The sequence below is a fragment of the Paenibacillus sp. DCT19 genome (genome assembly GCF_003268635.1).
Classification (GTDB): Bacteria; Bacillota; Bacilli; order Paenibacillales; family Paenibacillaceae; genus Paenibacillus.
On record NZ_CP029639.1, the window covers coordinates 6,128,945 to 6,149,639 of the forward strand.

Sequence of the window (20,695 nt, forward strand, 5' to 3'; positions counted from 1 at the left end):
AAATAACATGAAGAAGCAAGGTATTTGCCAAGAGCTTTCTGAAAGAAAGCTCTTAGGCAGCATATACTTATCATGCGATATTCCCCTTATTGAAAAGCAACCAAAAATTTGAGGAAAGTTCATTCAATCAGTCACGGACATTCTCGAACTTCATATAAAACTAAACGAGGCTGTCTTCAAGTCACCTATGTGACTTGAAGACAGCCTCGTAATATTTACTCCCCAATAAATCACGGTTCTAGCTATATTTTTGAACTAAACATTTACACCATAACGGAGAGGACAGAAATAACATGAAGAAGCGAAGCGTTCGCCTTTATCCCCGGATTTTCCCCTTTATCAAAGGGAATCAAAAAAATCTGGGGATAACAGCGATCGGAAGGTTATTCTGTCATCGGAGTGGCTAGCGTGTAAATATCCTTATTGTTTATTTCAATATTAGTCTAGAACCGCCCTGATTTAAATATCGAATAGAGCAGAAACGCCACCATCAATATAGCCACAAGAAATCCAATCTCAATCACCGGAATGTCCCATAGCATCGTTGCCTGATGACTGATTGATGAACCGATGATAAGTCCAACCATAATGATACAAAAGGCAAGCAGTACGATACTGAATGATAATCGGTTGCTGATCTGATCCAGCCTGCGCAGCAGCGTCTCCAGTTCAGGCACACTGACTTCCAATCGCAGCTTTCCTTTGCTGATAATCGAAGATAACTGCCGCAATTGTCCTGGCAATCCAATCACACTCTCTGCCATGTCGGCAGCACTACGGAAGAGTTTATTTTTGATCCTGCCTGGGCTGAATCGTTCCTTAATCAGTTTACGTCCAAAGGGCTCCGCCATATCCACAATACTCAAGGATGGGTCGAGATGCTCAATGACACCTTCCATCGTCAGTAGCGACTTGCCTAACAATAGAATATCCGCAGGCATCACCACACGGTGCCGCTGAGCCACGCCGAACAGGTCATTGAGTGCCTCACCTACACTGATTTTAGAAAATGGAATATCGTAATACTTCGTTCTGAGCTTGTCCAAATCGACATGTAGCCCGCGAAGATCCATATCATCAGGCATCATACCCAGCTTCTCAATCGAACGAACCATACTGTCCGTATCTTTGCGCATCAGTCCAATAATAAGCGTAGCCAGCTGTTGCTTCATCTCGTCACTCAGCGTTCCTACCATGCCAAAGTCAATAAAGGCTAATCTACCATCCTTGAGTACCATCAGGTTACCTGGATGTGGGTCAGCATGGAAGAAGCCATGGATGAAAATCTGATTCAATAACGAATCTACCAGCCGCTGTGCAATATCGTTCAGGTCATGTCCTTTTTTAACTAATTGTTCACGGTCATTCAGCTTGATTCCTTCAATATACTCCATCGTGAGCACACGGGAAGACGTCTGATCCCAGTAAATCGTCGGAATCTTCACCTTCTCGTCCGGTTGATATTGCTGTGCGATCTTCTCGGTATTTCTCGCTTCAATGGTGTAATCTAACTCAGCCATCAGCGCTTGTGCATACTCCTCAACCATTTGCGGAATCTGGTACTGCTTCACCCAATCCCAGCGCTTCTCAGCCATCGCGGTCAACTCGCGCAAAATATCCAAATCGCGCTGCACAATTCGTGAGATGCCAGGTCGCTGAATCTTAATCGCAACCGCCTCACCGCTCTGAAGTTTACCCAAATGCACCTGACCAATGCTGGCCGCAGCTACAGGGGTATCCTCGAACCGGGAGAAGATCTCTTCCAACGGTATATCCAATTCCTGTTCCAAAATACCCCTAGCCGTCTCCGAAGAAAACGGTGGAACCTGATCCTGCAGTTTCACCAGTTCACGAATGACCGACTCAGGCAACAAATCTGCCCGTGTGCTCGCCAATTGCCCCAGCTTAACGAAAGCCGGCCCCAGCTCCTGCAGCACTAGCCGTATACGCTCACTCAGTGTTTTGGTCGTGTGGGCTTCACGCGACATCCATCGGCGGGGTAAGGCGAGAATTTGGAACAAACCCAACTCCTCGACCATATAACCGAAGCCATGACGCACTAGCGCCATGGCAATTTCCCGGTATCTGCCGACATGTTTAATTCGTACAGCCATCTACTCGATCTCGTTTCCTTTGAGAGGAGGAACTTCAAGTGGAGCAGGGGAGCTATCCGTTTGAAGCTGTGGTGTCTGATTCAGTTCTGCAAGTTTCTTCTCAAGGAGCGCTACACGTTGCTCTAGACCTGTTACTTCATCTTTTGAAGGTACGCCCACTTCCTGCAGCACACGTCTAACCTGTTCGTGAATTACTTTCTTCAGCTGACCCTGCTCCTCGTCGCCTCGTTCCATCAGACGTTCAACTAGAGCCTTAGATTCACCCGGCGCGAGTTCACCGCGTTTTACTAGATCATCCACTGTTTTTTCAATCTTTTCTTTGCTTACGACGGTAAGACCTAGCCCTAATGAAATCGCCTTTTTGAACAAATCGCTCATTCCTGTCATCCCCTCTTCATTGATGCATATATTATACCCCTATTAGAGGTCGTTCAAAAAGTCCGTACACATGATTAACACAAACATATAACGATTGGTTACACGTAACGCGCAGCCCATTTGCCTGCTTGGAAGACCAACTTACGATAAGTCTCGTGGGCAAACGTCGGCACATGATGTCCTGGCATCAGGTACACGATCCGCCCCAAACCATATTTATGTGCCCAAGCCGCTGGCTTAGGCCCTTCTTCCGACTGATACTCAAGCAAAACTTTCGTTTCAGAGAAGGAACCAAATTCAAACTGATAAGGCTCTTCTTCCAGCGCAAATCCGGTAATGCCTTCTGTCACAGGATGTGACTGCTCCGTAACTGTGAATTCCAGTGGAGCATACGGTGGATGATGCAAAAATTTGGCACCGATCATCTGCTTGAGTTCATATCGATTTTGGAGCGAGATTCCGTTATGCAGAATGACTAAACCGCCGCCATTACTTACATAGGACAGTAATCCTGCCGTTTGCTGTGGAGAGACTTTTCCCTTCCAATCGTCCATATATGAAATACACACATCAAATCCTGTGATATTTTCTTGTAATAACATATTGCGGTTCTCACTGCATTGCACAGTCATAATATCTTGAAAGATTCGGCTGATCTCAGCATCCACGCCTTGAAGCGGGTGCCAATCGGGATGTGTATAATCGCCGAGCAATAACGCCTTTTTACGATGATCCATTACATGTAATCCCCTTTCTAATTCCCTATTATCAAGTGACCGAAAAAGATGTCCCCCTTGTCATCCAAATAGCAGGTTACCCTTGTTTGAAACCTTCATGACGGTGAGTCCGGTTTACTTAAGCCACGATATGCTTATGCCTGTCGTTCAGATTCGCGGATATGTTCACTACTACTTCTTAGTATAGCCGCTTTGTTCATAAGCATATCCTGAATTCTGTGACCCTTTAGAGAGTTCGTCCCAAGAGAGCCACAGGTGCACTCGTCAATTGTATATGTGTCATTACTGACCAGTCCAGCGTCCACCGATGCTCTGGGTAGTATTTAAGTCATTCCACATATGCAGGCAAAAACCTTTAATTCTGATGATTAGCGGCCAACTTCACGACCAAAGTCTCAGATAATTGAACGAGGATAGAGTCACTCTACTTCCTTCTGCTTACTTTGTCGATACATGCGACAATGCTCTACCCATCTGTAAGCAGCTCCAGGGTTAGAACCAAGATGCACATGGGTGTACCCAGCTAGAATATGACCTGAATTGTATCCCTCTGGCTTCAAGCCTCGCATGCCTTTCGTTTCATATGCGTAAGGAATCGTGTCTGTATCGTGATAGGTCATCGTAGAATAATGGAATTCATGACCTCGCAGTGTATCTCCCTTTTCCAGCAAAAATGAATCCTGAACAGCACTTGCCTCACGATATCCAAGGGCTGCGCGCTTGGTTTGCATCTGTACATGTGCAGGAACAATACCCGCCATGTTAAACGTTACCCCTTGGCGATCCGTTAGCGATTCTGCAAGCACCATATAACCTCCACACTCGGCAAATAAAGGCATGTGCTGACACGCCGCTTCACGCAGCCCTTCTAGGAACAACCTGTTCGTCGCAATAGCTTCAGCAAATTCCTCTGGAAAACCACCGCCCAGATAGATGCTGTCTGCATCCGCTGGAATCCCTTCACCCGCAATTGGACTGAAATACGTAAGCTGCGCGCCAGCTTCCTCAAGCAGCTCCAGGTTATCCGGATAATAGAAGTTAAACGCCGCATCCCGTGCAACTGCGATGACAGGACGTGCTTGGGCATGTTGTTGTTGATCGCTTAGGCGTTCCTGGTGTTCCTGATGTTCATTTTTTTCTTGTTGATCTTTTTGATCCTGTTGGCTTTGTTCAGATTGTTGGTTTTGTTGAGATCGCTCCTGTTCCGAGGGATGCTTAGGCTCAGAACGTTGCTCATCATCAGAAAGCTGCTGCTCTTCCAATTCAGATACCAGGCTCCTCGATTCCAGCGGAGGCGCTGCACCTGCAATCTTCAGAAGTAAGTCCAGATCCGTCCCCTCACGCAGTGCATCGGCCGCTCGCTGGAATAACGGGTCAAGTTCACCCCGCTCGATTGCGGGAACCAAACCAAGATGACGCTCGGGAATCGACATATCTTCCTCTCGTTTCAGCCAGCCCACCACGGGGATGTCACACATTTGCTCAATCGCCTTCTTCACAATCTGGTAATGCCCTGAACTCCCGCAGCGGTTGACGATGACACCAGCAATATTCAGCTCAGGCTCCAACTGTTGAAACCCAAGCACAATCGCCGCCGCACTGCGTGCCATACTCCGAACATCCACAACCAGGATCACAGGTGTCTGCGTGACCGTCGCAATCTCGGCAGTTGAGCCGGTATTGCTGAGCGGGTCTTTGCCATCATACAATCCCATGACTCCTTCAATGATCGAAATATCCTGTCCATCTGCTGCTTGCACAAATGTATTGCGTACATACTCCGGTGAGGTCATCCATGCGTCCAGATTGCGAGATGGCCTGCCCGTCACCGCCGTGTGATAGGTCGGGTCGATGTAGTCTGGACCGCACTTGAAGCCCTGTACACGTAGTCCCCGCTCATCAAGAGCTTTCATTAAACCTAGCGTTACCGTTGTTTTGCCTGCGCCACTTCCCGTGCCCGCAATGATTAACCGAGGTCTGTCCTGTTTGGCATGTTGTTCAGCAATCGTCATCATATGAGTTCCCTACCTTGTCGTCATGATTTCGTTATCGAGATGGAAATGATATAACAAAACCGCACCGAATACCGATGCGGTTATCTATATAATTTTAGTTCAATGTTTAAACGGAATGCGTGCGATAGAAATCGTCAGATTACCGCTTTTCTTCTTCTCCAGCAACCAATGGTCTGCCCCAGAGGAGAGTAGTGCCGCCGGCTCACTGACGCCATACGCTCCTGTATATTTGAATACCGTCTCGGACGGATTCGGCAGAGTGACCGTGTTTAGTTCAGCAGGGGAATAGGTAACCAGCTCCCAGCCGTACTTTTGGCATAGCGCGAGCAAGCCTTCCTCATCCTTTTTCAGATCAATGGTGGCTACGTTACGCACACTCTTCACGGAAAGAGACTGTTCTGCAAGCGTCGCGAGAACCTCCTGCTCCAATTCTTCCAAGGATGTTCCACGGTTGCAGCCCATGCCTAGCACTAGACTTTTGGGACGATACAATACACCGTTGCTCATGAATCGCTGTTGTTCATCATCAGTAAGCAATCGATCACTAATCACGAGTGCCGCATTGAAGGCAAACGCCTCTGTCTCCGCCATGCTACCAAAAACGCGAATATGATCAGGGACTGGCTTATCGTATTTCCACCAATTTCGCTCTCCCGTCTCCTGAATCAGCGCAACTGGCTCCTCATTCACAACCGCTGCACTCACGGGCGTAGCCTTATCGAAGCTATCTACTGTCCAGCCCAGCTCACGACCAAACAGATCCACCGGGATTGTCCCCTGCACATCCGAGGCCGTCGTGATCACCGGACGTGCGCCAAGCACCTCTGCCACCTGGCGGGTCAACTCATTGGCACCGCCTAAATGACCGGACAACACGCTGATAACATGTTCTCCGCGATCATCAATGACCAGAACAGCCGGATCCACCTTTTTGTCCACTAATAGCGGCGCAATCATGCGTACCACGGCACCTAGAGATATGAATAAAATAATGCCATTATAGCGTTTGAACAAGTCCGGCAGAATCAGCTTCACGGAGCCCTCGAACATGTTGTAGCCAAGCTGCTGCTCATCTCCACGGGCGAACTTCGTCATATAATAAACATCCGTCCCCGGGAATTGTCCAGCCATGTTGCGTACCATCTCAACCCCATGCTTGGTGATGGCTACCGCTGCATATGGATTACTCACCAGACTTCACTCCTTTGCGGTACCCATGGGTGAAGGATTTGTCATACAGCTTGGAGCGATGCGCATCCCGATTCACAAGGTCTGGATCAAGCGCCCAGCCAGCGAGAATCATCGCATGCATTGTAATGCCTGCGGCACGCAAGTCCGCGGCAAGATTAGCTAGCGTTGTACGCACAATTTTCTGATCTGGCCACGTGGCACGCTGCACCACCGCAACCGGTGTATCTTCACTCCAGCCTGCGGCGAGGAATTCAACGACAACTTTTTTGGCAAGTGTAGCACTGAGGAACAACGCAACGGTACAGTGGTGCGATGCGAGGTCACGCAGCTTCTCCCGTTCTGGTACAGGCGTGCGTCCTTCCGCGCGAGTCAGAATAACGGTCTGGGTCAGCTCAGGCACAGTCAGTTCTGCCCCTAATGCGGCTGCCGAAGCAAATACCGAGCTGACGCCTGGAATAATCTCATAGTCCACACCTTGCTGCTTGAGCAATACCATCTGCTCTAAGATTGCCCCGTACATCGCCGGGTCGCCTGTATGTACGCGAGCTACACTGCGCCCATTGCGCGTTGCCTCCGTCATCAGCTCGACTTGGCGCTCCAGATCCATGCCTGAGCTTTGCAACACTTCCGCTTCCGGCTTCGCCGTAGCAATGAGCTCATCATTCACGAGTGAATCGGTGTAGAGCACCAGATCGGCACTTCGCAAAATGTTTGAGCCTTTTACCGTAATCAGCTCCGGGTCTCCTGGGCCTGCACCTACGATATATACTTTCGGTTCCAATGTTTTCATTTGCTCACCACCATCAGGCTCAGATATTCCAGCTCCTGCCCTTTCAGTTCACGGGCATCACGCCAGATCAGTTCATATGGAGAAGTGACTTTGGTAACGACCGAGGCTTTGCCGCCGAGACCCATCTCCTCCAGCAGTTCCAGCATAAGGTCAAGCACCTTCGCCACTTTGATAAATACAATCGTATCGTGATGCTCAATCGCTTGTCGCATGGCCTCTTTGTCCGCTGTAGCTGGGATAATGCCCACCTGCTCGTCACCATCCGCCAGATGGATATCCAGCGCTGCCGCTGCACCTAGTACGGAGGAGATCCCCGGAATAGAAGAGATTGGCACTTCAGGGTGCAACTCGCGCATCAGACGTGCCAAGTGAATAAATGTGCTGTATAGATTCGGGTCTCCTTCGGTCACAAAAGCAACGTCTTTCCCTTCCTTGAGCGCACCCCAACATGCCTCAACGGTTTTACCCCATTCACGCTCCAGTACAACAGGGTCTTTCGTCATCGGGAAGATCAGACCAAGCATTTCCTTCTCTTCTGGATTCACGTACAACTCCACGATCTCATGGGCGTAGGATTTACCACCCTTGCGTTTCTTCGGATAAGCGACTACAGGGCATTCCCTGATCATACGGTATGCTTTGACGGTAATCAGCTCCGGGTCACCTGGCCCCACACCCACGCCATATAGTGTGCCTACTGCTCCCATGCTCATGTTGTTATCCCCCTTGTTCTGTCCTTCAACGATCATTCTGCCGCTCCTGCTGTTGTTCCCGCTGCTGGTGCTTCTGTGTTCTCAGAAACAACATACTGTCCTGTAATCACATAAATCGGGTTCAATCCGTCAAAACGAGTCATGTTCAAAATCGGCTTGCTACGCGCCGTCTGAAGCAACGTCACCGATGCGTCCATGCCTGCTTCGCGCATCGCCTTCATGCTGTCATGCAGCGTCTCAATTGTCGCTGCATTCACTACGATGCGTCCCGCTGGGCGCAGCCGGGACGCACATAGGGCGATCAGCTGCGCGAGTTCTCCGCCGCTGCCGCCGATGAACACCGCATCCGGATTCGGTAGTTCGTCCAGCCCTGCTGGTGCTTTGGCATGAAGGACGGTAAAGTCCGTCCGGAATTTCACTCGATTGGCCTCGATGTTGACGAGGTCACCTTCATTTTTTTCAATAGCGAAGACTTGTCCCTTCGGAGCGAGCCGTGTGCACTCTACAGCAACCGACCCTGAACCTGCGCCAATATCCCAGACAACGCTATCCTCTGCGAGCTGCAGTTCGGATAAGCTGAACACACGCACTTCGCGCTTCGTGATTAGGCCTTTCTCCGGCTTGCGCTGGTGGAACTCTTCATCCGCGAAGCCAAACCCTTTGCGTGGTGCTGGTGCATCTTTGCGGCGCAGCAAAATCACGACGTTCAGCGGACTGCATTCGGCTGCCGCCAGCTCGTCCAATGTATAATGACGGGCACGCTCATCTTCCGCGCCCAGATTCTCAGCCACGTAGGCGTCATATTCGGTCATGCCGAATTGTTGCAGATAAGCTGCAATGGCCGCCGGGCTGTTCTGCTCATCGGTGAGCAGCGCAACTTTGGCTTTGCCATCGATGCGCTGTGCGAGCCCCTTGAGCGGACGCCCGTGCACACTTTCGAGCACGGCGTCCTGCCAGCTCTCGCCGAGCTGGGCAAATGCGAGCTGCAGTGAGCTCAGATGAGGTCGGATCTGCAATTGATCCGAGCCAAGCTTACGCGCCAGATACCCGGCAATGCCGTAGAACAGCGGGTCTCCTGAAGCCAGCACAACGATATGGTGTGTGGCTTGAAGCGCTTTTATTTTCACAACGAGGTCACTTAAACCACTCTTAATCGCAAGCTTCTCGCCTTCAAATGCAGGGAAATATTGCAGTAAACGTTCACCGCCAACAAGTACGTTAGCTGCTTGGATAATGTTCAAACATTCGGCTGTCAGCCCCGCTGCGCCGTCTTCGCCTATGCCAATAATGTGGATTTTATGATCCTTTGCTCCAGTTGTTGTCGTCAAGTTCACTGATTTCCGCCCTCCCAAGTTCCATTCCTTTCATCGTTACCAATACCACTTCCACCGTCATGCCACCGCCCGCATGCTCCAGACAGTGCCGACAGGCATATGTACATAACCGCTCAAAATAGGGCAAATACCCTGCTTCGGTCATCATATCCGCTACCTGAGTCGCCGTGTTGGCTTCCTCGATCGCTTGCGCCAGCTCGTCTCCGGCTCCCGTCTCCCGAGCGACGGACGCAAGAAATCCAAAATCCACCGGCGCACTCTTGGAATGCACCATCATGACACCTTGTGCCACCTTGGCAAACTTACCGGGCATGCCGACCAGACTGATACGTTTCATCCCTAACCGCTTGCCATGCTTGATCGCGAACCCGACAAAATCGCCCATCTGAATAAAGGCTTCCTCTGGCAATTCGGGCATCATCTTCATCGCGTATTTCTCACTGCTGCCCCCAGTGGTGAGGACGATATGATCGCAACCGGAAGCCTGGGCTACCGAGATGGCCTGTACCACGCTGGCTTTGTACGCCGATGTGGAGAAAGGTACAACCACGCCCCGTGTACCCAGAATCGAGATACCACCGAGAATGCCAAGCCGGGAATTCAGCGTTTTCTTCGCGATTTCTTCCCCGTCTGGCACGCTGATGACCACACGCACCCCTCGCGCTGTGCCGTGTTCGGCCAGAACCTGCGTTACCGCTTCGGTGATCATGCGGCGCGGAACGGGATTAATCGCTGCTTCGCCCACTGGAACAGGCAATCCTGGCTTCGTCACACGCCCAACGCCGATCCCGCCGTCCAGCTCCATCCCAGGCTCATCTCGCCAGGATACGTGGGCAATAATCTTCGCGAGATGTGTTGCGTCCGGATCATCTCCGGCATCCTTAATCGTGGCACAGGTTGCCACCCCATCCTCTAACCCTTGCTCGATCAGTTCGAACGAGTGGTCAAAGCCCGCAGGAAGGGACACGACAGCTTGTTCAGGCACCGTTCCGGTTAGTAGTAACTGCGTTGCCCCTTTGGCAACGGCTGTGGCACACGCCCCTGTGGTGAAGCCAGATCGCATCGGTTTGTCGGGATCGGGTGCTTCACCGCTTTTCATGCGTTTCTTCTCCATGGTCTCTGACCTCCCGTCCTTTCTTATCATTTAAATTGTCGGATGTACTTGAGGTAACTACGTTTGCCGCAGAAGGGGGAGACTCCGGGGTGGCCGCTCCGAGAACGGATCGTTCTTTCGATCGCCGTTGTCCCCAGATTTCTTTGATTCCCCCTTATACTAAGGGAGAAATCCGGGGACAAATGCGACCGCTCCGCTTCTACAGAATCGATTCCGTTCCCTCCGCTACCTCCTGCGTCTCTGGCACACTTCGTTAGTACAGTACATTCCTCCAGCCCTGATTTAAATGACTAAACCTGGGCTGGAGGGCGTTTGGGGTAACTATTCATTCACCGCTGCTAGAAGTTCGCGGTGAATGGAGTTACTAATCCATAGACCTTACTGCCATTTTAAACATGGCACGTAGAGACATTACAGCCATGGATTAAAGGCTCAACCTGGGCTGGAAGGCGTCTGGGTAACTATTCATTCACCGCTACTAGAAGTTCGCGGTGAATGGAGTTACTAATCCCTAGACCTTGCTGCCATTTTAAACATGGCACGTAGAGACATTACAGCCATGGATTAAAGGCTCAACCTGGGCTGGAAGGCGCCTGAGTAACTATTCATTCACCGCTACTAGAAGTTCGCGATGAATGGAGTTACTAATCCCTAGACCTTGCTGCCATTTTAACCATGGCACGTAGAGACATTACAGTCATGGATTGAAGGCTCAACCTGGGCTGGAAGGCGCCTGAGTAACTATTCATTCACCGCTACTAGAAGTTCGCGGTGAATGGAGTTACTAATCCATAGACCTTACTGCCATTTTAACCATGGCACGTAGAGACATTACAGCCATGGATTAAAGGCTCAACCTTGGCTGGAAGGCGCCTGGGTAACTATTCATTCACCGCTGCTAGAAGTTCGCGGTGAATGGAGTTACTAATTTACAAACCTGGCTAACACTTTAACCATGGCGATAACTCGTTATTTCAAACTTTGTATTTGACGAAACAGTGAGTCGCCACGAGTAATTAAACAAGAACTATTAGGATTTCATTGCCATGATTGAGATTGCGTTGAGGGCAGCGACGACGATGGTACTGCCGCCTTTGCGGCCAATATTCGTGATAAACGGAATATCCAGCTTGCGCAGCTCGTCCTTCGACTCAGCAGCGGACACGAATCCTACAGGCATACCAATGATCAAGCCTGGCTTCGCTTCGCCTTCTTTAACCAGACGGATCAGTTCCAGCAGTGCAGTTGGTGCATTACCAATCGCATAGATTCCACCTTCGTAGGCTTGAGTGGCTTTACGCGTAGAGATAATGGCACGCGTTGTATTTAACCGTTTCGCTTCCTCCATCACGTCTGGATCAGAGATATGTACATGCACGTCTCCGCCGAAGCTGCGAATACGGTCTTTGCTCACTCCCGCTTGAATCATCTGTACATCGGCAATGACGGATTGACCAGCACGCAGTGCTGCAATCCCGGCTTGGATTGCATCAGGGTGAAATACCATGCTCCGGCCCAGTTCAAAGTCAGCAGATGCGTGAATGACACGTTGCACGACTGGGTACTGCTCGTCCGTGAACGGATGCTCGCCCAGCTCCTCGGTGATCATCTCGAAGCTTTTTCCTTCAATTTCCTGCGGCTGTACTGTCAGCGGTTTGAAATCTGTTTTGAAATCCATCATGTACTCACTCCTATAAAGGGATTATGAAATTCATTCATTTAAAATTAAATTTTGAAAATTTGGACTATATGTGCGTAATCAAAAGCGGACTTTTTGAACAAGCTCTGTATGTGCGGATTATGGCACCAGTACACGGCTCAGCTCACTTAGTACACCATCAAATTCATCAAATACCGTTCCAAACTCCGCCTCAGGGCGTGAGATCAGCACCACATGAATGCCCAGTTCTAACGCAGATTGGATTTTCTCATCAACGGCTCCGGTTTTGCCGCTTTCCTTGGTGACCATAACGGTTGTGGCATAGTGCTTGTACAACGCTTCATTCATCTCACGTGAAAATGGCCCCTGCATCGCAATAATATTGCGCTGTTCCATCCCTAGCTCATTGCATTTCTCCATATTATCGAGACGCGGAAGCATGCGAGCAACGAGACGAATATCCGGATCTCCAAGCAGATGCTTCGTGAAAATTTGTAGCGTCTTGCTACCCGTCGTTAGCATGACAGAGCCTTTAAGCTCCTTCGCTTTTAACGCCGCTTCATCATACGAAGAAACCACATGTAACAACGGATGATCGTCGTAGGCAAGTCCTGTACGCTCGTAACGAATGTATGGAATGCCTGCTTGTTTGGCCGCCTCCATTGCATTGGCATGTGCCTCTTCAGCAAATGGATGGCTCGCGTCTACAATGGCTCGACTTCCTTGGTTTTGCACCAGTTCTACCATCGCTGGAATCGTCAAACGACCTGTACGTACCGGCAAACCTGCCTCAGACAGACTATTCGCCGCGCTCTCTGTCACCACAGATGTCAGTACCTCTGTACCTTGCTGCTGAATTTGTAATGCGAGCTCCCGCGCATCGCTTGTTCCACATAACATGAAGATCATGAGCCCTTCACCTGCTCCTCCGCTACAGCAATCTGTGCGTTAGTTGTCGTCTCATCTGCTCCGGCAGGCGAAGGCGCATCAACGTGGTGACCCGTAATAATTTCTTGTTCGTGATGAGTATGATGTAACTCGCCATCGTGATCGTGATGGAAATCGGGCGCCAACTTCTGACCAGCGTTATCAATATTCTTCTCGTGTTCATCTACCGCATGCAGATGCAGATGCTCATGGTGCTCATGAGTGTGATCGTGAGCATGTCCATGATCGTGTGCGTGATCATGGGTCTCTTCGTGATGATGTGTATGCACATGATCATGGTGATGATGGTCATGCCCGTGATCGTGATGATGGTGATCATGGTCATGGTGATGATCGTGGTCGTGGTCGTGATCATGATCGTGGTGATGATGGTGATGTTTCGCCGCTTCCAGTCTGAACTGGCAATTGTCACAGTTGGCAGCTACACGTCCATTTAAGCCTTCGTTGGCTCGCTCCAGTACCACTTCCACCAATTGTGGATGTAAACCGAAATATCCTCCGATCTCCACCTGAACATCTGGATGTGCTGCTGCGAATTCTGCAGTCATCTCATCAATACGTTTAATAAGCACACCTGTGAACAGGAAATACGGCATCACGATAATTTTTTTGGCTCCAAGCAGAAGGCAACGTTGCAGTCCATCCGGGAAGGAAGGCTGCGTTACACCGATGAAGCTGCTCTCTGCCCACTTGTAGGGCAACTTCTCCCACAACATACGAGTCATTTTGAAAAAGTCACTATTCGCATCAGGGTCACTACTGCCGCGTCCAAGCACCAGGATTGCAGTCTCTTCATCGGTTGCAACCGGTGCAGTCGCTACAGCCGTTCCCCCGCCGGAATTTGCAGATACAGGCTGTGCTTCCTTCAAACGGGTTTGCATAATCTGAATGACCTTCTCGTGCACACCGATCGGACGTCCATAGATGAATTCCACTTGCTGATAACGCGCTTTGGCGCGGTCAATGGCATTTGGAATATCGATTTTGGCATGACCCGCTGCAAACAAAATAATCGGTACAAGCACAACGCGAGTCGCACCCTTTTCTACACATGCCGTTACGCCTTGAGCAATACCTGGTTTAGCCAACTCCAAAAAACAAGTTTCCACAATCGTATTCTCAGGTGCTCTCTCTGCCACCGAGTTTGCAAACTCCATTAACTCCCGGTTTCCCTCAGGATCACGGCTACCATGCCCCACCAGTAATATCGCATTCATCTCCGGTTAATTCCTCCCCAGCCTGATCTTCAGATCTAGGCATCTCATCAATTCGTATTTGTATTCCATTCATCGCACATCGCCAATCGCATGTTTCTGAAAAATAGACCTTTTTCATAACACACACATATAGCCTTGTGAGTTCTTGTCTGTTTGCGCAGAAGACTAGTCACCACAGATTGGATTAACTTCCACCGTAACGGGTGCATCCACATGACGGAAGCCTTGAATCACGCCAACACGTTTGAAAAATTTATGAAAACGCTCATTCGGATGTCCTTTTTCCCGATACTCCGCGACAATCCGTTCCACGATGCCACCAATCTCATCCCCCTTAATGCCTTCAGCCACAGGTTGTGCAGGGTGAGCATTACGTCCAAACTTCTTACCGCCAAGGAACAGGTCATACCCGCCTTTGCGATACACAATTCCGATATCTTCAAGCACCGCACCATAACAAGCCATTCCGCAGCCATTGAGGGCAACGCTTGTTTTCTTCGGAGCATTCAACCCGCCAATAACGGCCTGCAAATGATTAGCCATCGGCACAGCATCATCTTTCTCCATATCGCAGAAGTCACAAGCCTTCACTTTAATGACATCCCCGATCGGGACTACGATAAAATTGGCTGCGCGCAGCTCATCTACGAGCTGATCCGGCTCAAAGGTTGGCACACGCAATATAATCTGGTGCTCTGGTGTATACTCCAGCTCCCCATCCTCACTCGCGCACTGTGCGAGCAATGCCATCTGCGCGGCAGTGAACTTCTTATTGCCGACGCCAGGCGATACGCCAACTTCGAACAACGGCGGCTTCTGCCCTGGTGCGGGCGCAGTGCGCACCGCCGTTGCGCCTGCGGCCTGCGGTGCATGGCCAGCCACGCCAGGCGCAGCAGGCGCCGCGTCCAGCCAGCGGCGAGCGGACTCGCCCGCCAGGGCACCGCCTACCGCGAGCCGCGTTAGCGCTTCCGCCGCCAGCTCAGCGGCACCCGCTTGCGGCGAAGCAACCGCTGCGCGCTGCGCGGCTTCTGCCGGCGCTGACGTTGGCCGCTCGCCAGCGAGCACGGCGGTGCCGCCGCCAGCCGGGTGCGATGCCTGCGCAGCAGAGGCTCCTGCACCGGCAGGCGGCTGGCTCTGCGGAGCTGGGCCTGTTCCGGCGCTCACGCCGGGCATGGCTGGCTCCGCCTGGAGCTTCGCGGCTTGCGCTTCGCGAGCCGCGTCCGCGCCCGCTGCCTCACCGGAGGTGGCAGCGCGGGCTTCTCTTGCGCCGAGCGACCATGGCTCGGCTTCGGTGCGAAGTCGCTCATGAGGTCTGAGCGACTGTTCCGTGGTATTCAGCGTATATTTGCGCTGATACCCACGAGGAGTGACCATGAGCCCTTCGTACATCATGGTCGAAGAGTTACCGATGATCACGGTGGTCAGCATCCCGATATCATGGTTAAGCATGTCCTCCAGGGTAGTCATAACAACGTCCTGACGATCCCGATAGGCGCTTTTCACCAATCCAACCGGAGTTTGGGGATCACGGTAACGAAGCAGCATTTCCTGCGTCTCGACAATTTGGCGTGTTCTGCGCCCACTGCGCGGGTTATAGAGTGCAATGACAAAGTCCGCTGACGCCGCTGCTTCGACCCGGCGAATAATCGTTTCCCATGGGGTAAGATGATCACTTAAGCTGATCGTACACGCATCATGCATCACCGGTGCACCAAGCAGAGAAGCACAGGAATTAATAGCCGATACGCCTGGAATCACTTCAACGGCAACACCGCTCTCAGGTTTCCATCCCTGCTCCATCAATACCTCATAGACTAGACCTGCCATACCATATACACCGGCGTCACCACTGGAGATTACCGCAACAATTTTGCCCATTTCGGCCTGCCTAACCGCTTCTTGAGCCCGGCTTACTTCCTCTGTCATCCCCGTCCGCACGATCGCTTGTCCGTTCAACAACGGCCGAATGAGATCGACATACGTGTTGTAGCCGATGATAACCTCGCTCTCCTGAAGCGCCTCCAGTGCACGATTCGTAATATGTTCCATCGCGCCTGGGCCAAATCCGATGACCAGCAACTTACCTTGACCTTGCATCGCTTTTCCTCCTCCATCACCCTAAATAAACCTGCACATTCTACAATTCCGTTTTCAGCGTCTTCTATATAAATAGGCTTAATCAAGCAGCGTTTTGTTCAAAAATGGATAAATGCATTCGACCAACAACGATTCTCATAATAATCTCTCAAAATCAAAAAATCCCATCCTACAATCGGATGGGATACGTATGTACGTACACTCAAGAAAACAACCACAAGACATAATGCGAAGAGCACCGTCCAGTTGTTGAATACGCCAAATAAAAGGCCTATCAGGCGAACCGTCTGTCCGCCTGTTTCCTGATTATTCGTACACCACTCCTTTCCGCGAAGGGTTTGGTGACACATGCAAGGTAGGTCTCCTGGCTCTGGATCATTAGCTTCTTCTTCTGCCTTCCCCGAATGACGAGTGACATCAACCAAAAAAGAGCTTCACCATTACAGTGGCGGGACCGCTCGGGATTTGCACCCGATTCCCTGTTATCTCTTGCCTGACGCAAGAGCACCTTGCTTGTTTTCATATATGAGCATAATGTGAATAATTTGTTTTTATCATAACATCGCTTCGGAAAAAATGTCCATGTTTAAGATATGAATGTACCAGCTACCTTTCTTCTGTTTTATTCGGAGTTATTCAGGGTGTATCCACTTGAAAACAGCAAAAATCCTGACCCAAAAATGGATCAGGATAACATGTACATTTCTTATGCATGGTACGATCTTTATGCCAATAGACCGTTTAGTGCACCTATTTTTATCGAGTGTCGCCTAAGCTTTGTCCACGTTTGCGGCAGCATAATAACGTCCTAGCTCCACAATTAGGGCACCCATCTTCTCTTCTTCGGGCACAACAAGTGCCTCAATGCCTTCTTCCCGCATCGCATTCGCCGTAACTTTACCTACAGAAGCAGGAATGACCCCTTCACGAAAGGCTTTCAGCATCTCTTCCAGCTTTCCTTGGGATGTAGCGTATGCCGTCAAAAAGCGAACCTGGGGTCCACTTGTAAAAGCTACCGCATTAACTTCATGGTTCACAATCTCATTCAATAGCAGTTCTAGTTCATGATCCTCTGGAGGGACATGGCGGTAAGGCAGCACTTGTCGAACCTCTGCACCCTGTTCTTGCAGCCAGTTTACCAGCTTTGGTGCTGTCTCACCATGTAGCTGCAATATAACCTTTTTTCCAGCAAGATCATGTGGCTCCAATTCCCGAATTAATCCATCTGTACTGCCATCATCATCCCGAACTAACGGATTCAGCTTACGTTTGCGAAGTGCATTCACCGTCTTGTATCCACGTGCGGCAATAGAAGATTCCGATAGCGAGTCCAACAATTGTCCCGCAATCTCCATATCCTCCGCCATATCAAATAGCGCATCCAATCCCATACCCGTAGTCAGTACAGCCCAATCCGGTGGATCAGAGATCCAGGATACCAGACCATCGCGAATATTCCGATCATCCAAAAACACCGTTCCCTGTGCAGGTCGCACGAGTGGGACTCCGCCCATTTTCTCTACTAATATAGACATTTCTTTGGATTTGCGTGGTCCTGTAAGTGCTACACGTATGCCTGCCAAATGTTGAGCCATTCCAAGTTCCCCCAGTTCGTTCAGCCGAACGTTCTTCAGTCTGACTACAGTATACAGGGTAGTTCTGTAGAGGGAAACCTCGTTCATGCTATTTGGTGCATACTCAGCTATAACGTTTTTTTATGAATTGGATCAGGAAGGCTGAAGCTCTCCCGCTTGACCATCTGTACCCTCATCACTTTTTTTCTGATCTTTCGAAGTGGATTCTTTTGAATCCGACGTTTGCTTATATCCTCCACTGCTGCCACTCTGCTTAGCCGCGGAATGTTGTCGATCTTGCTTGCGAGGGTGCAGAAACAGAAATATTAGAATCGGCAACAACACCTCAAACAAAATGGCAACCCACGTCCATTCTCTTGTAAATCGAAAGAGTTGGACTGCATTACGGAAAAACCAGAACGCGCACACAAAACCGAGCAAAGCAATCGGCCCAGTCAACACTTTACCGGACACTTTCGGAATCATTCGTTTCATCCCCCAGCAGATAAAATAGAGATCAAACGCAATTTTCGTAATCATGGTTGGTAGCGTTGCTGCGGCTAGTGCTAGATCGAAACGATCAAGGAAATCACTCACTTGCAACTGCCTTGCTAATTCATACGAAGGGTATACCAGCCTTGATGCAATAGGAACCCCGATCGATGTGATCGTTTCAACCAAGATCAGCATCATTAGGAGCGCTGCAATCATCACTCCCCAGAACACCGATTTGAAGCGAAAGTCACTACCTTTCACAACAAACGGCAATGCAACCATCTCTCCAAAAAAGGACATGATATACCAACTTCCCTTGCCAACCCGGCCATATCGATATCAAAATAAGGCATCAGATTATCCAGGTCAATCTGCTGAATAAGCATGAAGGGAACGATGATGGAGTTCACCAGAAATAACGTGATATACAGCTCCGACATTCCGATCAGCGAACCCAGCCCACCCCTCACAATAAATACAACCATGACCATCAGCGACAGGATGATAATGGATATTGGTGTAGTCTCCAGCAAGGTAATACTAACGTAGTCACCTATTAATCGAATATCCCGAGCGAATACAAAAAGGAAAAACACAATATACAGTAGAGCCAGGACCCGACCCATAAACGGATGTCGTACAACTAAGGATTCAAACAGATCCTGATTCGGAAATCGTCGCTGGACACGGCTCAACATCCAAAGCACAGAAATCATCACCAAAAACACGGGAATATAGGACAGATACGCATGCTGTTCAGCATAATAAATCGCCTGTGCATGCGGCTGTATCAATGTGGTTGTGATGCTAAGCAGCATGACCAGCAGAATCAGTTGACGATGGGTGACTGCCTGATTCATAACATGTCTCCTTTCTTGCGGGAATGATCATCCCGCTCGGAATCGATTAGGGTAATGGCAGCCAGTGTTGAATGAAGTGGGTTAGCCATACCGTAACGAAGAACGTTTTGCTTAAATGGGTGACATAGAAAAAGATCCCTGTACTAAACCCAATGATGGTGTACGATATCCAGCGATTAATCGCTGCCGCCTGCTTCAGATGTTTGAAGTCCATCCAGAGCACAAGAATAACCATGAACAAATAGGTGAAGAGTAGTGGTCTAATCATGAACGATTTCCTCCTCACTAAGCCCGATCGGTTTGTTGACGATGCCTACATTTTCAATGATGATATGTGGTTCAATCACAACGTTCACATCAGGATATACGTCATCCCAACGATCCTTAATCTTGTCCCATTCTTTAGGCAATTGCTGATGAATAGCACGGCCGAGACCAAGGATATCCGCATTGTATTTACTCTGTATGAGTCGTATACCTTCATTAATATCTTTCTTAATCTTGACATGCACTGCCTCGGTAAGCTTCATCATTTCTTCCTCGCGGAGGTCGCCATAATTGGACTCGTTATCCACCAACACTCCCTTAGCATACATTTTAATCGTCACGTTCACCTTGCCATTCTTAATCTTGGGATCATACGAGGAATTGTTCTCATTCAGCTTCACGAACAGGTTTCCTTTCCCTCGAGGAGCCTTAATCATGATTTCCGGTGCATTCGCTTCGCCCATCGCCAAAATCAGGGCATCCGCGGGTTCCTTGTCAATCATGCCTACCAGCTTATCTTTCTTGAAGATTGCTAGCCCATCCAGCTTTATATTGGTTTTGACGTTCTTCCAGCTCTTCGGCACATTATCCACCACGGAAGCAATGGGTAGAAACGGATCTATGCCTTCGCTAAGGATCGCATCGATAAAAATCTTAAGTGAACGAGGTGTACGCATATTTAAAAAGCACAACTCACGCACCATCTCTGAAGGGAACTTCTCAATCGGCGCATCCGTGTCCAACACCTTATAGGCAGCTCCCCTCGTTACAATCGGCATAGCAGATAAACGATTGAGCGGATAACGTGTAAATAAATCCAACATGGGGGCAACGCCCTCGCGAGCCAAATCCTCGCCAATCATTAATGTCCGGCGGTGTGCATAGTAGATCTGACGCGAAAGTGCCTTCTGACCTTTATTAGAGGTTCCCCGTAACGTCTCGGACGTATTGGACAACATGAACCATGGTTTATCACCACTTGTGCCTCCACCGCCTCCTTCACTTCCCGAAGCACCTGATTGTCCGGGTAATGCAATCTGCAGGCTTGTTCGGTATTGCTGTTCTTCTTTATCCACCGCAATTCCAATAACAAAGGCGACATCATTAATTTCTCTCCGATCCCAGCATCCAGTCAAAAGAGTGCACAGCAGCATTATCCCTACCAGTAGATATCTTCGTATGCATACCATG

General features: G+C 49.8%; 19 protein-coding genes and 1 riboswitch. All 19 genes read right to left on the reverse strand.

The window, feature by feature from the left end; all coding sequences use genetic code 11:
* Positions 1 to 443 precede the first annotated feature (443 nt).
* Positions 444 to 2,114, reverse strand: coding sequence for an ABC1 kinase family protein (locus tag DMB88_RS27750; protein ID WP_128103875.1), 1,671 nt, complete (start codon positions 2,112 to 2,114; stop codon positions 444 to 446).
* The gene (locus DMB88_RS27755; RefSeq protein ID WP_128103876.1) at positions 2,115 to 2,492 is read right to left on the reverse strand and encodes a phasin family protein; all 378 of its coding nucleotides are present in this window, start codon (positions 2,490 to 2,492) and stop codon (positions 2,115 to 2,117) included.
* A gap of 98 nt (positions 2,493 to 2,590) precedes the next feature.
* Entirely contained in the window at positions 2,591 to 3,229 is a 639-nt protein-coding gene (locus DMB88_RS27760; RefSeq protein WP_128103877.1) for a ThuA domain-containing protein, read from the reverse strand.
* A gap of 419 nt (positions 3,230 to 3,648) precedes the next feature.
* A complete protein-coding gene (locus tag DMB88_RS27765; RefSeq protein WP_128103878.1) occupies positions 3,649 to 5,244 on the reverse strand; it encodes a cobyrinic acid a,c-diamide synthase CobB in 1,596 nt (531 codons plus the stop codon).
* A gap of 99 nt (positions 5,245 to 5,343) precedes the next feature.
* Positions 5,344 to 6,435 carry a cobalt-precorrin 5A hydrolase gene (locus DMB88_RS27770; RefSeq protein WP_128103879.1) on the reverse strand — a complete coding sequence of 364 codons (1,092 nt, stop codon included), beginning with the start codon at positions 6,433 to 6,435 and terminating at the stop codon, positions 5,344 to 5,346.
* On the reverse strand, positions 6,428 to 7,225 hold the full coding sequence (gene cobM, locus DMB88_RS27775) for a precorrin-4 C(11)-methyltransferase (RefSeq protein ID WP_056701998.1): 798 nt from the start codon (positions 7,223 to 7,225) through the stop codon (positions 6,428 to 6,430). Before cobM ends, DMB88_RS27770 begins: the two co-directional genes overlap by 8 nt.
* Complete coding sequence (cobI, locus tag DMB88_RS27780) at positions 7,222 to 7,938, reverse strand: precorrin-2 C(20)-methyltransferase (RefSeq protein WP_128103880.1); 717 nt, start codon at positions 7,936 to 7,938, stop codon at positions 7,222 to 7,224. The genes cobM and cobI overlap by 4 nt, the downstream gene beginning before the upstream one ends.
* Before the next feature lie 32 nt (positions 7,939 to 7,970).
* Positions 7,971 to 9,272: a precorrin-6y C5,15-methyltransferase (decarboxylating) subunit CbiE gene (gene cbiE / locus DMB88_RS27785; RefSeq protein WP_254438369.1), complete on the reverse strand. Its 1,302-nt coding sequence runs from the start codon at positions 9,270 to 9,272 to the stop codon at positions 7,971 to 7,973.
* Complete coding sequence (locus DMB88_RS27790) at positions 9,235 to 10,386, reverse strand: cobalt-precorrin-5B (C(1))-methyltransferase (protein ID WP_128104638.1); 1,152 nt, start codon at positions 10,384 to 10,386, stop codon at positions 9,235 to 9,237. The genes cbiE and DMB88_RS27790 overlap by 38 nt, the downstream gene beginning before the upstream one ends.
* Before the next feature lie 1,030 nt (positions 10,387 to 11,416).
* Positions 11,417 to 12,064, reverse strand: a complete 648-nt coding sequence (locus DMB88_RS27795) for a precorrin-8X methylmutase (RefSeq protein ID WP_128104639.1) — start codon at positions 12,062 to 12,064, stop codon at positions 11,417 to 11,419.
* A gap of 120 nt (positions 12,065 to 12,184) precedes the next feature.
* Positions 12,185 to 12,955, reverse strand: coding sequence for a precorrin-6A reductase (cobK, locus tag DMB88_RS27800; protein ID WP_128103881.1), 771 nt, complete (start codon positions 12,953 to 12,955; stop codon positions 12,185 to 12,187).
* Positions 12,952 to 14,211 (reverse strand): sirohydrochlorin chelatase, encoded by a 1,260-nt coding sequence (locus DMB88_RS27805; protein ID WP_128103882.1) that lies wholly within the window; start codon positions 14,209 to 14,211, stop codon positions 12,952 to 12,954. The genes cobK and DMB88_RS27805 overlap by 4 nt, the downstream gene beginning before the upstream one ends.
* Before the next feature lie 165 nt (positions 14,212 to 14,376).
* Positions 14,377 to 16,308, reverse strand: a complete 1,932-nt coding sequence (gene cobJ, locus DMB88_RS27810; protein WP_128103883.1) for a precorrin-3B C(17)-methyltransferase — start codon at positions 16,306 to 16,308, stop codon at positions 14,377 to 14,379.
* Positions 16,309 to 16,406: 98 nt separating this feature from the next.
* Complete coding sequence (locus tag DMB88_RS27815) at positions 16,407 to 16,658, reverse strand: hypothetical protein (protein ID WP_128103884.1); 252 nt, start codon at positions 16,656 to 16,658, stop codon at positions 16,407 to 16,409.
* Positions 16,645 to 16,835: riboswitch (cobalamin riboswitch) on the reverse strand. Its footprint overlaps the gene before it by 14 nt.
* A 243-nt stretch (positions 16,836 to 17,078) precedes the next feature.
* Positions 17,079 to 17,903 (reverse strand): uroporphyrinogen-III synthase, encoded by an 825-nt coding sequence (locus DMB88_RS27820; RefSeq protein ID WP_128103885.1) that lies wholly within the window; start codon positions 17,901 to 17,903, stop codon positions 17,079 to 17,081.
* Positions 17,904 to 18,035: 132 nt separating this feature from the next.
* Positions 18,036 to 18,677 carry a GerAB/ArcD/ProY family transporter gene (locus DMB88_RS27825; protein ID WP_128103886.1) on the reverse strand — a complete coding sequence of 214 codons (642 nt, stop codon included), beginning with the start codon at positions 18,675 to 18,677 and terminating at the stop codon, positions 18,036 to 18,038.
* A complete protein-coding gene (locus tag DMB88_RS27830; protein ID WP_128103887.1) occupies positions 18,635 to 19,237 on the reverse strand; it encodes a GerAB/ArcD/ProY family transporter in 603 nt (200 codons plus the stop codon). The genes DMB88_RS27825 and DMB88_RS27830 overlap by 43 nt, the downstream gene beginning before the upstream one ends.
* A 46-nt stretch (positions 19,238 to 19,283) precedes the next feature.
* Positions 19,284 to 19,505 carry a hypothetical protein gene (locus DMB88_RS27835; RefSeq protein ID WP_128103888.1) on the reverse strand — a complete coding sequence of 74 codons (222 nt, stop codon included), beginning with the start codon at positions 19,503 to 19,505 and terminating at the stop codon, positions 19,284 to 19,286.
* Positions 19,498 to 20,694 carry a Ger(x)C family spore germination protein gene (locus tag DMB88_RS27840; protein WP_164848805.1) on the reverse strand — a complete coding sequence of 399 codons (1,197 nt, stop codon included), beginning with the start codon at positions 20,692 to 20,694 and terminating at the stop codon, positions 19,498 to 19,500. Before DMB88_RS27840 ends, DMB88_RS27835 begins: the two co-directional genes overlap by 8 nt.
* Position 20,695: the final 1 nt, after the last annotated feature.

Bases quoted from the DNA above. Each gene is read 5' to 3' on its own strand.
- cobK (WP_128103881.1), bottom strand. From the start codon at position 12,955: ATGATCTTCATGTTATGTGGAACAAGCGATGCGCGGGAGCTCGCATTA.
- DMB88_RS27755 (WP_128103876.1), bottom strand. From the start codon at position 2,492: ATGAGCGATTTGTTCAAAAAGGCGATTTCATTAGGGCTAGGTCTTACC.
- DMB88_RS27760 (WP_128103877.1), bottom strand. From the start codon at position 3,229: ATGGATCATCGTAAAAAGGCGTTATTGCTCGGCGATTATACACATCCC.
- DMB88_RS27840 (WP_164848805.1), bottom strand. From the start codon at position 20,694: ATGGTATGCATACGAAGATATCTACTGGTAGGGATAATGCTGCTGTGC.
- cobM (WP_056701998.1), bottom strand. From the start codon at position 7,225: ATGAAAACATTGGAACCGAAAGTATATATCGTAGGTGCAGGCCCAGGA.
- DMB88_RS27750 (WP_128103875.1), bottom strand. From the start codon at position 2,114: ATGGCTGTACGAATTAAACATGTCGGCAGATACCGGGAAATTGCCATG.
- DMB88_RS27835 (WP_128103888.1), bottom strand. From the start codon at position 19,505: ATGATTAGACCACTACTCTTCACCTATTTGTTCATGGTTATTCTTGTG.
- DMB88_RS27765 (WP_128103878.1), bottom strand. From the start codon at position 5,244: ATGATGACGATTGCTGAACAACATGCCAAACAGGACAGACCTCGGTTA.
- DMB88_RS27815 (WP_128103884.1), bottom strand. From the start codon at position 16,658: ATGTGTCACCAAACCCTTCGCGGAAAGGAGTGGTGTACGAATAATCAG.
- DMB88_RS27795 (WP_128104639.1), bottom strand. From the start codon at position 12,064: ATGGATTTCAAAACAGATTTCAAACCGCTGACAGTACAGCCGCAGGAA.
- DMB88_RS27820 (WP_128103885.1), bottom strand. From the start codon at position 17,903: ATGGCTCAACATTTGGCAGGCATACGTGTAGCACTTACAGGACCACGC.
- DMB88_RS27805 (WP_128103882.1), bottom strand. From the start codon at position 14,211: ATGAATGCGATATTACTGGTGGGGCATGGTAGCCGTGATCCTGAGGGA.
- cobI (WP_128103880.1), bottom strand. From the start codon at position 7,938: ATGAGCATGGGAGCAGTAGGCACACTATATGGCGTGGGTGTGGGGCCA.
- DMB88_RS27830 (WP_128103887.1), bottom strand. From the start codon at position 19,237: ATGAATCAGGCAGTCACCCATCGTCAACTGATTCTGCTGGTCATGCTG.
- DMB88_RS27825 (WP_128103886.1), bottom strand. From the start codon at position 18,677: ATGTCCTTTTTTGGAGAGATGGTTGCATTGCCGTTTGTTGTGAAAGGT.
- DMB88_RS27790 (WP_128104638.1), bottom strand. From the start codon at position 10,386: ATGGAGAAGAAACGCATGAAAAGCGGTGAAGCACCCGATCCCGACAAA.
- cobJ (WP_128103883.1), bottom strand. From the start codon at position 16,308: ATGCAAGGTCAAGGTAAGTTGCTGGTCATCGGATTTGGCCCAGGCGCG.